Genomic DNA, 12,910 nt, shown 5'->3' with positions numbered 1-12,910 from the left:
AATATTCTAATTTCCTCATTCCCACTCAATCGTTCCGGGAGGTTTGTTCGTTAAATCGAAAAATACGTATCGAATTCCCGGAATTTTGGAAACCTCGGTTTTGATCTGTTGTAAAAGGGAAGGTTCCATCGGAAAGAAGTTCGCGGTCATCGCTTCCTGGGATTCCACGGGACGAAGAACGATACTCTTTTCATTCTCCTTTTCTCCGATCGGCAAAAGAACCACCGGCATCTGCCAGATCTTATCGTAAAGACCCGCTTTGCGAATTACGGATTCCACGGCGTGATCCGCTTCTCGGAGAAGATCGGAACAATTCTTATCCAATTGCATTCCCGTAAATCGGAAGTTCAATTTTTTAACTTCCGGCTCGAATGGCAAAAGAACCACACGATTGATAAACGAGAATTGATTGGAAAGATGAGTCGCAACCTTATCCAAACTTTTCCAATCCGTTCCGATGTCGTTTAACACCGCACAGTTGGCATAAGACCTTCTATCCCCTTTTACACCAACGCTCGCAACGGGGAGAATCTTTCCTTCCAATCCATTCTGAGTAGAAAGATAAGAATCGATCGCCTTTTGATCCTCGTCCGTTCCTTTTTTTTCAACGGCAAGCATACGAACCACAAGACCCGGTCCGGGGAAAGGATGACGACCCACCCACTCCGGTTCCAAACCCAGAAGAACTCCGAGATCTCTTACCTCATCCTTATACAAATCGCGGATCGGTTCGATCACCTTTCCTTCTTCGATGAGTTTTTGAATGGCCTCGACTCGGTTGTGATGCGTTTTGATCGTATGAGAATGTTTGGTTCCGCCGGATTCGATTGTATCCGGATAAATCGTTCCTTGACCGAGAAGCCAATCCCCGTGTTCCAGATCCAAATCCTTTACGGCGCGGTCCCGCGCTTCTAAGAATAGATTTCCAACGATCTTTCTTTTTTCTTCGGGATCGGATTTTCCCTTTAGACTTTCGTAAAATAATGCAGACTCGTCTCTCACAGTTAGGTGAATGTTTTGAGACGTTAGTTTCTCTTGAAGAGGAAGAACTTCTCCCTTTCTCATAAAACCCGTGTCGATCAAAAATCCGAGAACTTTTTCCGCGCCGAGAGCCTTACACAAAAGAAGATAAGAAACCGTGGAATCCACTCCACCCGAAACGAGCATAAAAATTTTCTGATCCGGTTTGACCGTTTCTTGAATCTCTTTGATTTTTTCCTTGAGAAACTGATCGATTCCCCAGGTTCTCGAAGCTCCGCAGATTCCGATGAAGTTGTCCAAAAGAACGGAACCCTTTTCGCTGTGAGAAACTTCCGCGTGAAACTGAATCCCGAAAATCTTTTTGGAGGAATTCTCCACAACCGCATAACCGCAATCCTTAGAAGACGCGATTCTCGTAAAACCTTCGGGAAGTTTTACGACTTCGTCGGCGTGATTCATCCAAACCTGTTCGCCGCCTACGAAATTTTTCAAGAGAGAATTTCCGTTGGAAACGTGAAGCTCCAAGGACGCGGGACCGTATTCTCCCGTGCCGGAACGTTCCACAACTCCGCCTAAAAGTTTCATGATGAGTTGGTGCCCGTAGCAGATTCCGAGAACCGGAATTCCGAGTTCGAAGATTTGATTCGTGATCGTCGGAGAATCCTTTTCGTAAACGCTTTCGGGTCCGCCGGAAAGAATGATGCCGGAATACTTTTTATAATTGGAAGGAGGTTCTTCGTTGGAGAGAATTTCCGTATAAGCTCCGAGTCTTCGGATTCTGGACGCAATCAAGTGAGCGTATTGCCCACCAAAATCTACTACGGCAATTTTCTTTTGGATTTCCATTCCACCCCTCTTTGGGTCTTTGATCAAGATTCGGGACGGGAAAAAGAATTTTCGCTATGGAGAGATCGAAAAGTCTGGTCATCAAGGAACTATCCATGGAAACGAATCATCCAGAGACTTACGACGGAAGACAGGATCATATCCCTTCTCTGAAAACTCCCGAAATCGAATCTTTCACCAATGTTTACGAGGGAAAGGATTATACAATCGATTTTACGGTTCCAGAGTTTACGGCGGTTTGTCCGAAGACCGGGCTTCCCGATTTCGGAGTCATTTACGTTTCCTACATTCCAACCCAACGTTGTATCGAACTCAAGTCCTTCAAAGAATACATTCTCAGTTATAGAAACGTCGGAATCTTTCATGAATTTTTGGTCAATAAGATCATGGAAGATCTAATCTCCTCGATCGATCCGAAATATCTCAAAGTCATCGGAGATTACAATGCGAGAGGCGGAATCAAAACCGTAGTCAGCCGAGAATACAAAAAGGCTTAGTCGTTTTAACACAATGGACTCTATTACGTTTTTAGGTTATATCGCTTCACTTCTTACAACGGTTTCATTTTTGCCTCAGCTCATTCGAATCGTCATGGGCGGGAGCACGAAGGATATTTCGAGAAACATGTATGTTGTGTTCGTTACCGGCGTCGTCCTTTGGTTTATCTACGGATGTTTGAAACAGGATTTTCCGATCATTCTCGCGAACATTTTCACGTTCATATTCACTTCGATCATTCTTTATTTTAAAGTGAGAAACGACGCTAAAGGAGAATAGGATTTGTAGGAGTTCCTACAAATTTTTTAGTGAAAAACCCGGGCCCCGCCCTGTTTTGGGTGGGGGGTGAGGTGGCGGGAATTTCCGGACGAATTTCCTATATCAGAAAATTCTAATTTTCGCAAGTGACTTTTTCGTCGCGCGTGTTGTCGGAACTACGACAAATCCTCAAACATTCTCCCCTAAAACAAAAAAGCCTCGACTTCGTTTTACAAAACGAAACCGAGGCTTTCGGAGACACGTGTAATTTCAGTAAGATTACTGAGGTTTCACCTGATCTTTGAGAGACTTTCTGGAATTTTCAAGAGCTTCCTTATCCTTGTCGATACCGGCCTTGATGTTTTTCTTTTCTTCGTCTGCGGCGTTTTTGATGGCTTCTTTTTCAGCCTTGCCGGACTCTTTCACTTCGTCGATCATTCTACGGTTTTCTTCTTTCGTAGAATTGATCAATTCTTGGTTTCTTTGTTTTTGATCTTCCAGACCTTGAAGAATTCTTTCCTTGTTCTCTTTGAAGTCTTTTAGAATTTCTTCGATTCTTTGTCTTTGTTCTTCCGTAACGGATTGAACGGTAGCGGAGTCTTCTTGAAGTTCTTTCAGTTCTTCGTCGGAAAGTTTTTCCTCTTTCTGATTCTTACCGTCGGAAACCACTTTTTCACCGGCGTCTGCGGTGTTCGTTTGATCCGGGTTATCGTTGTCGGTAACTTCAACCGCTCCGTCGGAAACTAAAGTTTCGGTTTTGTTTCCTTCCACTTCCACTTGGAAATCCGTTCCGCGAACCGCCGCCGTGGACGTAGGAGTTGTTACCTTAAATCCGGAAGACTTGCTCAGCTTGGTTCCGACTTTGGAAAAGATCTTTCCTTTGTTTAAGCTGATATCCGAATAGATCTCCGCGTTTTTAGAATCCACATAAATCTTGTTCAGGGTTAGGCTCGTATTTTCCTTAATACGAATGACAACCCCGTCCATCAATTGGATATCCGCATAAGAATCCTTAGTCGTTTCGATTTTATCCTCGGGAAGAATGAACTCCGAAAGGCCTACTTTCTTTTCTTTTCCGGTTTTATCCGAAAGTTTAACGGTTCCTTTGATAAAGGTAAAAACCCCGCCCTGGAGGTCTTCTTTTTTGGATTTTCCACAGTCGATTGCGAATAAGACGATCAATGCAAGGCACAAACCTTTTTGAATCATTCTGGTTCTCCCATTCATAAATTCTTTCCGGGCAAGGTAACACGAAATTTATTTCAAGTCCACAGTTTTCCCTAATTCGCTTTCGGGAAGTTGTAGCGATTCTTCCCAAAAGCCCAAAGAAAAGAAATCGCGACCTTCCCCGGCCAAGGAAGAACCTAAGAAAAGGACTTGCCGTCTAAGAAGTGATTAGAAAATTGATCTTGGAACCTGTTTTTTAAGCGACCGGGAGAACCAACCCAGGAGAATCGAGGCCTATGGCGACTAAAATTGCGTATGTAGATAAGGATAACTGCACGTCCTGCAATCAGTGTGCGGACAATCTTCCGAAATACTTTCAAATGGATGACAATGATACTTCGGAAACTCATATCGGAGGAGAATCGGTAAACCAAGCTCCGATTCCGGAAGAAGACTGGAAGATCGTTCAGAAAGAAATGGACGAATGCCCGGGCGAATGTATCCAGTGGAAAAAATAATTTCCCTCTGATAAAACGATCTTCGACGAAAACGTCGAAGACGGCGTTTTTACGAAGCGGCCTTGAGCCGCTTTTTTTATACCTACATTCTTCCCGAAACGGCGATCACGATCCTTACGGTTATCACAATCGCTTTTCTTCAGGGAAGAATTTTTACGATTTAACCTTCGATCAATATTCCTGTTCGGAACGTGTGGAGCCCAAGAGTTCGTCCGGAATGTCTTCCACTCGATCCCCGATTTGAATCGCAAGTCTGCTTCCCACTCTTCCCGGTAGACATTTGAACTTCTTTCTTTCTCCAACTTTTACGATCATCTCGGATCTTGTGGAAGTGTTCTCGAGTTTTACGACGTCGCCTACGGAAAGATTCATAAAGTCGTTGATGGAAACGTCCACAGAACCCACTTCCGCGATCAAAGGAATCGCAACCTGATCGAGTCGTTCTTGGATCACAGCGCGGTTCTCGTCGAGTTCCCCTTTCCGAATCGAAGAATACCAGTATTGAGCGGATAACTTGTTGATGATCGGTTCGATCGTGATGTAAGGAATACACAGGTTCGTCATTCCTTCCACCTCACCGATCTTGGTTTCCAGTGTGATCAAAACCACCATGTCATTGGGAGGAACGACCTGAGCGAACTGAGGATTCGTTTCGATGTTCCCGAGTCTCGGTCTTAAGTCGATTACAGTGGACCAGGATTCTCGCATGTTCCCGAGAATTCTTACAATGATCCCTTCCATAACGCTCATCTCGATCTCTGAAAGTTCTCTGGAGATCTTTGCCTGTTCTCCTTTACCACCAAACAAACGATCGATGATCGTAAACGAAATCGAAGGGTCGATTTCTAAAATTGCGGAACCACGCAGAGGGTCCATATTGATGACCGCAAGTGTGGTCGGGTTCGGGATCGAACGAATGAATTCTTCGTATGTCAACTGATCCACCGAAGCAACGTGAACCGAAACGAGCGCTCGAAGCTGAGCCGATAAACCCGTGGTCGCCAAACGTGCGAATGTTTCGTGCATCATCTGCAAGGTACGAATCTGGTCTTTTGAAAATTTATCCGGACGTTTGAAGTCGTAGATCTTTACTTTCTTTTGTTCGGAAACGGACGCGTAATCCGATTCGTTTACTTCTCCGGAACTGATGGCGCTGAGTAGCGCGTCAATTTCATCCTGCGATAAAATCTCTGTCATTTCTTCACCTTCGCCACTAAGTTAGACACTTTCCAAAAGCCTCCCTGTTCGTCGGGAACCCTTCTTAGAGTATAAGTATATTCGTATTTAGAACGCAAGCGATTCAGTCTTCTTTCCACAAGAACCGTTACTTTTGCAAGACCGATCGAAACGTTTTCGGTGTTCAAAATTCTATAAGAATGAAGAAGCCCCGCTCTGGATTCCGTAAGATAACGTTTGAAATTCTCGATTAAAAAATCCCGTTCCGATTCTTCGGCCCGGTTGTATTCTTCCGAATACTGATCGTAGGCTTGCACATATTCCGGAAAGAAGATCCATTTAAAATGATTGGTCCAATTTTTTTTCTTTTCGGAACCCAAGAAGAGATGGATCACTTCCTCGGGTTCGAGTCCGTCCACGGTCGGATCCTTTTCAGGAATGGAAGAAAGAACCGGTTCGCTGTGTTTTTCTTCGTAAAAGAAATAAGGCTGATTGCGGGAACGGATGAACAACGCGGGCATTTCGTGAACGTTCGGATGAAAGTATGCGGTTACGAAATATTTCTTTCCCGGATTCAAATCGAAACGGGAATTCAAATCGATCTCTTTGGAAAAAACCTCGTCCTTGTGAAGAATGATTTCCTTCACTTCTTTTCCTTCCAGAGATTCGATCGTGTTTCTTCTTTTTAATACGGAATCGATTCTTCTTTCCTCGTCGCGTTCCGGAATCTGATTTCCGTCCTCGTCGCGGACGACGATTCGATACGATTCTAGATCTCGGCCCGATGGAAAGATCCGAACGACTTCGTTTCCTGTGTTAGTGATCGACATCTTCACCGGAATCCGATCGTTTTCACGGTAATGAATCTTTTTCAGATCCAGGGTGATGATTCCTTGTTGTTTGAGATAGTTCTCGGAAACGGAACCGCGAGCGTCTCGTTTCGGAAACGCAAGAAGAAGCGTAGGCGTGAGTAAGATTGCGAAGAGAATCCGGATCATTCTGGTTTATTTTCGGCAAATTCTCCCAAAACCCGCGAAAAAATACGGATTTTTAGATCAACCCGGAGCCTTTGCGTCCTCGATGATCATCTCGGAAATTCGGATCAATCGTTTGAGAATATGTTCCACCTTCTCATAATCGCCGTAACAAGAGATCAGTTTTTCCATAGGAGGTTGTATGAGAGATATCGCCTTTGAGGAAAGAATGAGCGCTGATAAATTGTCCTCGTTTACCTGGCTCAAGGATTCGAGTTCGGTTAAGAATCGGTTGATTTCCTTGATCAGGGCTTCGTCGCCTATGTCGTTCTTTTCGAAAAAGGATTCAATTTTTAGAATATAGTCCGTGAGAATCTGTTTGATTCTCGCTTCGTCGTCGGTCGGTCTTCTTTTTGCGGTCAAAGAATTGATCGTTCCGTATCTCGCCATCGCCACTTCGTAAAACGAATGGACTTCCTGTCGTTTGGAATGAATGATTCGAAAGATTTTGATGATTCCCACCAGACGATCGGGAAGATTCTTCCCTTCGCTCGTTTCCAAAATCGCGGTTCTGGAGTCCTGATCGTGCGCGGGAAGTACGGACAAGCGGTCGAGAATACGGCTCGTGCTGGAACCGGAAGAATAACTCGCCAGTTCCTTTACAACCGCGAGATAAATTCCCGCCTGAGCCTTGTCCGGTAAGGTTGTCATTGCGCCGGTGCTACCGCCGTTCTTTTGTCCACGATGAGAACTTTTTTGATGACCGTTTTTGAATTACCGGCTTTTACGATCCTATCTACGACGTCGGCTCCAGATACGAGTTGTCCGAATACCGTATGAAGTCCGTCCAAATGCGGGGTCTCCACTTGGTTGATGAAGAATTGAGAACCGTTCGTGTTCGGTCCCGCGTTCGCCATTGCAAGGGATCCTTTGATCGCTCTATGAGAGTTTAGAGTTTCATTGTATTTGTATCCGGTTCTAAAAAGAATTTCGAGAACGGATAATTTCTTCGCGTCTTCGAAAGCCTTTTCGATCAGCTCGCGTTTCGACTCGGCCTCTTCTCTATTTTTGATTTGAAGTTCATTGGCGACCGCTCTTTGCAGTTGGTATTGATAGTAAGGAGCTTGTCCGGCTTGGATCTTATCGAGTCCGAGGGACTTTCCGTTGATCTCGTCGTCAAAACGATAACCCGGTCCGCCGGTTCCGTCTCCGTTCGGACAACCGCCTTGGATCATAAAGTTTTCGATGACTCGATGAAACGTAAGTCCGTCATAAAAAGGTTTTTTCACCTTTTGTCCGTTGCGAGTTAAGAATTCTTTTTCACCTTGAGCGAGATCGACGAAGTTCTGAACCGTTTTCGGAGCGTCTTTGTCGAAAAGTTCAACGGCCATGTTTCCTTGTGTGGTTAAGAAGATCGCGTAAACCGCAGGTTTATCCGGTAAAGGAATCACCGCAGTATCCGGACGAGGAACAACCACAGAAGAAGGTGTATAAACTTCCGGTTGGTATTTGCTTTGAGCAAACGGATTTCGATTGCACGCGAAAAAAGAAATAAGGATAAAAAGTCCCGAAATGATTCTCATAAAAACAATGTTTCAGCTTCCTTCAAAGATTCCAGCGCAATTTTTAACTGCTCTTCCTGTCTTTGTTTAGAAGTTCCTCCGTAAGAGATTTTTTTGTCCGCGGAAAGGGAAAGAGAAACCGCGTTCTCGTATTCCTTTCCTGCAAAGTGTTCCGAAATCGAAATTCGATCGGCTTCCGCCAAATCAAACAAGGTCTTTTTTTGTTCCACACAAACCCCGACGAGCTTGCCTACGAGTTCGTGCGAGGTTCGAAACGGAATTTTCTTTTCGTTTACGAGAAAGTCCGCGAGATCCGTGGCCGTAGCAAATCCGTTTTTCAGGGAAGATTCCGCTCTTTCGGGAACCCAAACCCAACCTTCGATCATTTCCCGAATTCCTTCCAAACTGATCTGTACGGTTTCGATCGAATCAAAGAGAGCTAACTTGTCTTCTTGCAGATCCCGGTTGTAAGTCGAAGGCAACCCCTTGAGCATCACGAGAAGATGATTCAAGTTTCCGATCACCCTTCCCGCTTTGCCTCGAATGAGTTCCGCGATGTCCGGATTTTTTTTCTGAGGCATGATGGAAGAACCCGTGGTCAACGAATCCGGCAAACGAAGAATTCCGAATTCCTGGGAAGAATAAAGAATAATATCCTCGCAGATCCGAGACGCGTGGATCATCAACTGTGAGGAAGCGAATAAGAATTGTAGAATATGATCCCGACTCGAAACCCCGTCCATGGAGTTCGGAGATACTTTAGAAAGTCCTAATTCTTTTTTGAGGAACTCTCGATCGGTCGGATAGTTAACGCCCGCCATCGCACCCGAACCGAGGGCCAATTCTCCCGAGGCCTTGAGCGCAAAACGCAAAAATTCCTGATCTCTTTCCAAGGCCCAAAACCAGGAAAGAAGATATTGAGAAGCACGGATCGGTTGTGCGACCTGCAAATGTGTGTAACCCGGAATGATCACGTCCACGCTTTGTTGGGCTTTTTCATATAAAGAAATTCTTAAGTTTACGATCGATCTTAGAATTCCCTTTCCTTGATTGAGAATATAAAGACGTACGTCCTGAGTGACTTGATCGTTTCTGGATCGAGCGGTATGTAATTTTTTTCCGGTTTCTCCGATGAGCTCGGTCAATCTGGATTCGATGTGCATGTGAATGTCTTCGAGTTCCGATTTGAATTCAAGTTTTCCTTCTTCAAGTTCGGTTTTGATTTGAGCAAGAGAGGTTTCAATTTTGGACAATTCTTCCGCGTTTAAGATGCCGATTTGTTTCAACATTCTCGCGTGAGCGATACTTCCCTGAATGTCTTCCCGGTAGAGTTTATGATCGAAGGAAACGGATTCTCCGATCCGTTCCATAATGGAAGAAGCCTTTTCCTGAAATCTTCCGCCCCAGAGTTTTTTTTCTTTGCCTGTCATGACGATCTTTGCCAGATTATTTTCGATTATTCTTTCTGATACTCTTCTTCCAAATCATGAATCCAGTTTTTTAAAACTTCCAATTCTTCCTTGGTAATCTTAGCGGAGGGATGTAAAAGAACGTAGTCGCTCGGAGGCATTTCGCCTTCTTCCAGAGTTTCTAAAATGGAATCGCCCTTGTTGGATTTTTCCTTTTTGGACAATTCTCCCCATTGTGAAAAATTGAGTTCCGCCTTTCCCTCGTCGACGTGGTGAAAAAGATACGCGTTTACCGGAAAAATTTTGGAATACCAGGGCCAGACGGTAAGATCGGAATGACAATCGTAACAGGATTTCTTCAATATCTTTTTGACTTCGTCCGAGGTCTGGATTTCGTTTTGATTCTTTCCTTCGGGCGGTTTGAGAGGAAGGAATTGAAGAAGCAATATCGCCGCGGCGAACGAGAGGAGAATTTTCTTTTTCATGTCTTACTTGGATAGTTCAAACGGTTTCCCTTTTTTTTAAAATAGAAAAAACGGATTGAACTCTGAAAAAAATTTACGAATCTGTTCCACTCGGGAGAATGCGTCTTTCATGCCTGATTTTCTATCCAATCTACCGGTGACGATCTGGATCGGCGGCGGTGTTCTTCTCATTCTCGCGGAATTTTTTATCCCGGGAACCTTCGTCGCTTTCTTGGGAACCTCCGGAATTATCACTGGCATTGTCGTTTATTTTTTCGACATTTCCCTAAGCTGGCAACTCGGTATTTGGGCCTCTCTTTCCACGATTCTGATCTACGTGGGAAGCGCTACGATCCGAAAAATCTTTCCCGCTCAGACGGAACACGCGGTTCCCGAAAACGATCAGATCGGAAGATTGGTTCCGGTCGTCAAAGACGTTCTTGTGGAAAGAAAGGGCGGAAGAGTTCTATTTCAAGGCGTGGAATGGGACGCGGTTTCCAAAAAATCCAGGATTCCAAAAGGAAGTAAGGCGAGAATTTTGAGTCGCGACAATCTCACCTTTCTCGTGGAACCCTTGGAACTTCCGGAAGAATGATTCTGATTTTAAAATAAAAAGGAGATACTATGTCTGCAGGTTTTTTATTCACGTTATTCTTCATAGCGTTGATCTATCTGATTCGCAAGACGTTCATCATCGTTCCGCAACAGTATTGTTACGTCGTGGAACGCGTGGGAGTTTTTAAAGGCGCTTTGGAAGCGGGATTTCATTTTCTCTGGCCCGTCATCGAAGTCGTAAAATACAGACAAACTCTCAAAGAGATCGCCATAGACATTCCTCCTCAGATGTGTATCACAAAGGACAACGTTTCGATCGCTGTGGACGGAATTCTTTACTTAAGAGTGGTAGACGCGTATAAGGCGTCGTATGCGATTCAGAATTATATGCTCGCCACACAACAGCTTGCACAAACCACTCTTCGTTCCGAAATCGGTAAGTTGATTTTGGATCAGACCTTCGCGGAAAGAGACGATATCAACTCCCACGTTGTGCGCGCTTTAGACGAGGCGACCGAACCTTGGGGAATCAAGGTAACCCGATACGAAATCAAAAACATTTCTCCTCCGAAAGAAATTCTTCACGAGATGGAAGAACAGGTAAAAGCCGAACGCGTAAAAAGAGCGGAAATTACGATCTCGGAAGGCGAAAAACTTTCCAGAATCAATCGTTCGGTCGGCGAGAAGGAAGAAGCGATCAACGTTTCCGAAGGAGAAAAGATGAAAAAGATCAACGAAGCCGAAGGTAAGGCTTTGGAGATCGAGTTGATCGCCGCGGCAAAGGCAAAAGGGATTCAGATGATCTCCGAAGCGATTTCTTTGGAAGGCGGCGGTGAAGCGGTCAATCTCCAAATCACGGAAGATTATCTCACCGGTCTCGGAGAAATTTTAAGCGTTTCCAAAACCACCATTCTCCCCGCGGAGCTCGCAAACATCGCCGGTGTGTTCGAAGGTCTTTCCAAAGTAACCGGAAAGTTACCGGAAATCAAAACTCCGAAAGAGAAGGAAGGTCAGTAAAATGGAAACATTCCAAACCACATTCGTAATGATATTCTGGACCTTGTTCGGAATCTACTTTGCATATAAACTCTATCGTTCCATTCGAATCGTTTCCGCACAGGATTGTATCGTCGTGGAAAAATTCGGAAAGTACAGCAGAACCTTACACGCTGGTCTTCATCTTCTTTGGCCCTTTATCGAAAAAGACGCCTACTATCACACGCTCAAGGAACAAGCGACTGACGTTCCTCCTCAGACCTGTATCACCAAGGACAACGTGAAGGTGGAGATGGACGGAATTCTTTATTTGAAAGTGCTCGATCCGCATAAGGCGAGTTATGGAATCAACGACTATCAATTCGCTTCTTCTCAATTAGCGCAAACAACGATGAGAGCGATCATCGGAACGATGGACTTGGATGTTACGTTTGAAACCAGAGACGCGATCAACAGTAAAATTCTCGAGGTATTGGACCAGGCCACCGAGCCTTGGGGAATCAAAGTGAATCGTTACGAGATCGTGAACATCACTCCCCCCAAATCCATCTTAGAGGCGATGGAAAAAGAAAAGAAGGCTCAGATTTCAAAGAAGGCCCAGATCTCTCTTTCCGAAGGGGATCGTGACGCGAGAATCAACCGTTCTCTCGGTTTTAAAGAAGAAGCGATCAACAAATCGCAAGGGGAAAAACAAAAAAGAATCAACGAAGCCGAAGGGGTCGCCAAGGAAGTGGAAGCGATCGCAACCGCTACCGCCAAAGGTATCGAACTTCTCGCAGGATCGATCAATACCAAAGGTGGAAAGGACGCGGTAAAACTGAGAATCGGTCAGAAATTCATCAAAGAATTTGAGAAGATCTCCGGTAAAAAAACGGAAATCGTTCTTCCTTTGAATCTCACGAACTTCCGTTCGATTTTGAAATCCGTTTTAGGAACTACGGATTCGAAGAATTAGATTTTGAATTGCTGAATTTTTCCCGCGCGTTTTGCCCAAAGGAGCGCGGGAAAATTCTAAAAACGACATTGAGGAATCAGCGAATTTTATAATATTCGAAATTTGTGGGAACTCATACACCCAGCGAGGACTCAAAAATTTTCCCGACAAACGTTGTGGGAACTCTTACAAAATCAAAGTCGACGACTTTGTTCCACGATCTCGGTGATCTGAATTCCGTAAAAGTCATCCATTGCCACGAGCTTTCCTCTTCCGACCAAACGACCATTGGCAAGAATATCCAAATCTTCACCGACGTTCTTATCCAATTCTACGACAATACCCTCGTTCAGACCGTTTACGTCTTTGATATACATGTTCGTTCTCCCAAGCTCAACGGTAAGAGCCAGGTTCACGTCCATGAGTAAGTTTAAGTTCGTAGATTGGGTCGGAGAAGATTGTCTGGAAGAAGGTCTTGGAGCCGACGGAGCCGGAGTGGAAGAAGGTCCAAGCGCCGCTGAAATATCCGCAAAGGAAGGTGCATCGGCTCCCCCGCCCCCACCGCCTGAAGG

General features: G+C 44.8%; 15 protein-coding genes. 6 read left to right on the top strand and 9 right to left on the bottom strand.

Annotated elements, in window-relative coordinates; all coding sequences use genetic code 11:
* Nucleotides 1–15 precede the first annotated feature (15 nt).
* Entirely contained in the window at nt 16–1,827 is a 1,812-nt protein-coding gene (gene guaA, locus CH367_RS16625; protein ID WP_100763632.1) for a glutamine-hydrolyzing GMP synthase, read from the bottom strand.
* A gap of 95 nt (nt 1,828–1,922) precedes the next feature.
* On the opposite strand from guaA, the gene queF reads away from it, so the two are divergent.
* Together queF and CH367_RS16615 are read left to right on the top strand one after the other, a co-directional pair.
* A complete protein-coding gene (gene queF, locus CH367_RS16620; protein WP_100763831.1) occupies nt 1,923–2,324 on the top strand; it encodes a preQ(1) synthase in 402 nt (133 codons plus the stop codon).
* Between the two features lie 13 nt (nt 2,325–2,337).
* The gene (locus CH367_RS16615) at nt 2,338–2,604 is read left to right on the top strand and encodes a SemiSWEET transporter (protein ID WP_100763631.1); all 267 of its coding nucleotides are present in this window, start codon (nt 2,338–2,340) and stop codon (nt 2,602–2,604) included.
* A 258-nt stretch (nt 2,605–2,862) separates the two neighbouring features.
* Here CH367_RS16615 and lsa33 read toward each other — a convergent pair whose 3' ends face one another.
* Complete coding sequence (gene lsa33, locus CH367_RS16610; RefSeq protein ID WP_100763830.1) at nt 2,863–3,792, bottom strand: surface adhesin Lsa33; 930 nt, start codon at nt 3,790–3,792, stop codon at nt 2,863–2,865.
* A 254-nt stretch (nt 3,793–4,046) separates the two neighbouring features.
* On the opposite strand from lsa33, the gene CH367_RS16600 reads away from it, so the two are divergent.
* Nucleotides 4,047–4,268: a ferredoxin gene (locus CH367_RS16600; protein WP_100763629.1), complete on the top strand. Its 222-nt coding sequence runs from the start codon at nt 4,047–4,049 to the stop codon at nt 4,266–4,268.
* A 171-nt stretch (nt 4,269–4,439) separates the two neighbouring features.
* On the opposite strand, the gene fliM is transcribed toward CH367_RS16600, so the two are convergent.
* The 6 genes from fliM to CH367_RS16570 are packed head-to-tail and all read right to left on the bottom strand — an operon-like array spanning nt 4,440 to nt 9,874.
* Nucleotides 4,440–5,465, bottom strand: coding sequence for a flagellar motor switch protein FliM (gene fliM / locus CH367_RS16595; protein WP_010574938.1), 1,026 nt, complete (start codon nt 5,463–5,465; stop codon nt 4,440–4,442).
* Nucleotides 5,462–6,442 (bottom strand): hypothetical protein, encoded by a 981-nt coding sequence (locus tag CH367_RS16590; RefSeq protein WP_100763628.1) that lies wholly within the window; start codon nt 6,440–6,442, stop codon nt 5,462–5,464. The genes fliM and CH367_RS16590 overlap by 4 nt, the downstream gene beginning before the upstream one ends.
* Nucleotides 6,443–6,499: 57 nt before the next feature.
* Nucleotides 6,500–7,129 carry a hypothetical protein gene (locus CH367_RS16585; protein ID WP_100763627.1) on the bottom strand — a complete coding sequence of 210 codons (630 nt, stop codon included), beginning with the start codon at nt 7,127–7,129 and terminating at the stop codon, nt 6,500–6,502.
* A complete protein-coding gene (locus CH367_RS16580; protein ID WP_100763626.1) occupies nt 7,126–8,001 on the bottom strand; it encodes a peptidylprolyl isomerase in 876 nt (291 codons plus the stop codon). The genes CH367_RS16585 and CH367_RS16580 overlap by 4 nt, the downstream gene beginning before the upstream one ends.
* Complete coding sequence (argH, locus tag CH367_RS16575; protein ID WP_100763625.1) at nt 7,998–9,410, bottom strand: argininosuccinate lyase; 1,413 nt, start codon at nt 9,408–9,410, stop codon at nt 7,998–8,000. Before argH ends, CH367_RS16580 begins: the two co-directional genes overlap by 4 nt.
* Before the next feature lie 26 nt (nt 9,411–9,436).
* Nucleotides 9,437–9,874, bottom strand: coding sequence for a heme-binding domain-containing protein (locus tag CH367_RS16570; RefSeq protein ID WP_100763624.1), 438 nt, complete (start codon nt 9,872–9,874; stop codon nt 9,437–9,439).
* Between the two features lie 109 nt (nt 9,875–9,983).
* On the opposite strand from CH367_RS16570, the gene CH367_RS16565 reads away from it, so the two are divergent.
* From CH367_RS16565 to CH367_RS16555, 3 genes are read left to right on the top strand one after another with little or no spacing between them, the layout of a single operon-like run.
* The gene (locus tag CH367_RS16565) at nt 9,984–10,448 is read left to right on the top strand and encodes an NfeD family protein (RefSeq protein ID WP_100763623.1); all 465 of its coding nucleotides are present in this window, start codon (nt 9,984–9,986) and stop codon (nt 10,446–10,448) included.
* A gap of 29 nt (nt 10,449–10,477) precedes the next feature.
* Entirely contained in the window at nt 10,478–11,425 is a 948-nt protein-coding gene (locus tag CH367_RS16560; protein WP_100763622.1) for an SPFH domain-containing protein, read from the top strand.
* Between the two features lies 1 nt (nt 11,426).
* Nucleotides 11,427–12,359 (top strand): SPFH domain-containing protein, encoded by a 933-nt coding sequence (locus tag CH367_RS16555; RefSeq protein WP_100763621.1) that lies wholly within the window; start codon nt 11,427–11,429, stop codon nt 12,357–12,359.
* A gap of 173 nt (nt 12,360–12,532) precedes the next feature.
* Here CH367_RS16555 and fliN read toward each other — a convergent pair.
* On the bottom strand, nt 12,533–12,910 hold a 378-nt coding region (fliN, locus tag CH367_RS16550; RefSeq protein ID WP_100763829.1), incomplete at its 5' end, for a flagellar motor switch protein FliN.

The sequence above is a fragment of the Leptospira barantonii genome, assembly GCF_002811925.1.
In the GTDB taxonomy this organism is placed as follows: domain Bacteria; phylum Spirochaetota; class Leptospiria; order Leptospirales; family Leptospiraceae; genus Leptospira; species Leptospira barantonii.
This window is presented reverse-complemented; position numbering and strand designations above follow the sequence as displayed.

Excerpts from the sequence above, each read along its gene's own strand:
- fliM (WP_010574938.1), bottom strand. The coding sequence starts at position 5,465 with ATGACAGAGATTTTATCGCAGGATGAAATTGACGCGCTACTCAGCGCC.
- queF (WP_100763831.1), top strand. The coding sequence starts at position 1,923 with ATGGAAACGAATCATCCAGAGACTTACGACGGAAGACAGGATCATATC.
- CH367_RS16555 (WP_100763621.1), top strand. The coding sequence starts at position 11,427 with ATGGAAACATTCCAAACCACATTCGTAATGATATTCTGGACCTTGTTC.
- CH367_RS16570 (WP_100763624.1), bottom strand. The coding sequence starts at position 9,874 with ATGAAAAAGAAAATTCTCCTCTCGTTCGCCGCGGCGATATTGCTTCTT.
- guaA (WP_100763632.1), bottom strand. The coding sequence starts at position 1,827 with ATGGAAATCCAAAAGAAAATTGCCGTAGTAGATTTTGGTGGGCAATAC.
- CH367_RS16580 (WP_100763626.1), bottom strand. The coding sequence starts at position 8,001 with ATGAGAATCATTTCGGGACTTTTTATCCTTATTTCTTTTTTCGCGTGC.
- CH367_RS16590 (WP_100763628.1), bottom strand. The coding sequence starts at position 6,442 with ATGATCCGGATTCTCTTCGCAATCTTACTCACGCCTACGCTTCTTCTT.
- CH367_RS16560 (WP_100763622.1), top strand. The coding sequence starts at position 10,478 with ATGTCTGCAGGTTTTTTATTCACGTTATTCTTCATAGCGTTGATCTAT.
- lsa33 (WP_100763830.1), bottom strand. The coding sequence starts at position 3,792 with ATGATTCAAAAAGGTTTGTGCCTTGCATTGATCGTCTTATTCGCAATC.
- CH367_RS16565 (WP_100763623.1), top strand. The coding sequence starts at position 9,984 with ATGCCTGATTTTCTATCCAATCTACCGGTGACGATCTGGATCGGCGGC.
- argH (WP_100763625.1), bottom strand. The coding sequence starts at position 9,410 with ATGACAGGCAAAGAAAAAAAACTCTGGGGCGGAAGATTTCAGGAAAAG.
- CH367_RS16585 (WP_100763627.1), bottom strand. The coding sequence starts at position 7,129 with ATGACAACCTTACCGGACAAGGCTCAGGCGGGAATTTATCTCGCGGTT.
- CH367_RS16615 (WP_100763631.1), top strand. The coding sequence starts at position 2,338 with ATGGACTCTATTACGTTTTTAGGTTATATCGCTTCACTTCTTACAACG.
- CH367_RS16600 (WP_100763629.1), top strand. The coding sequence starts at position 4,047 with ATGGCGACTAAAATTGCGTATGTAGATAAGGATAACTGCACGTCCTGC.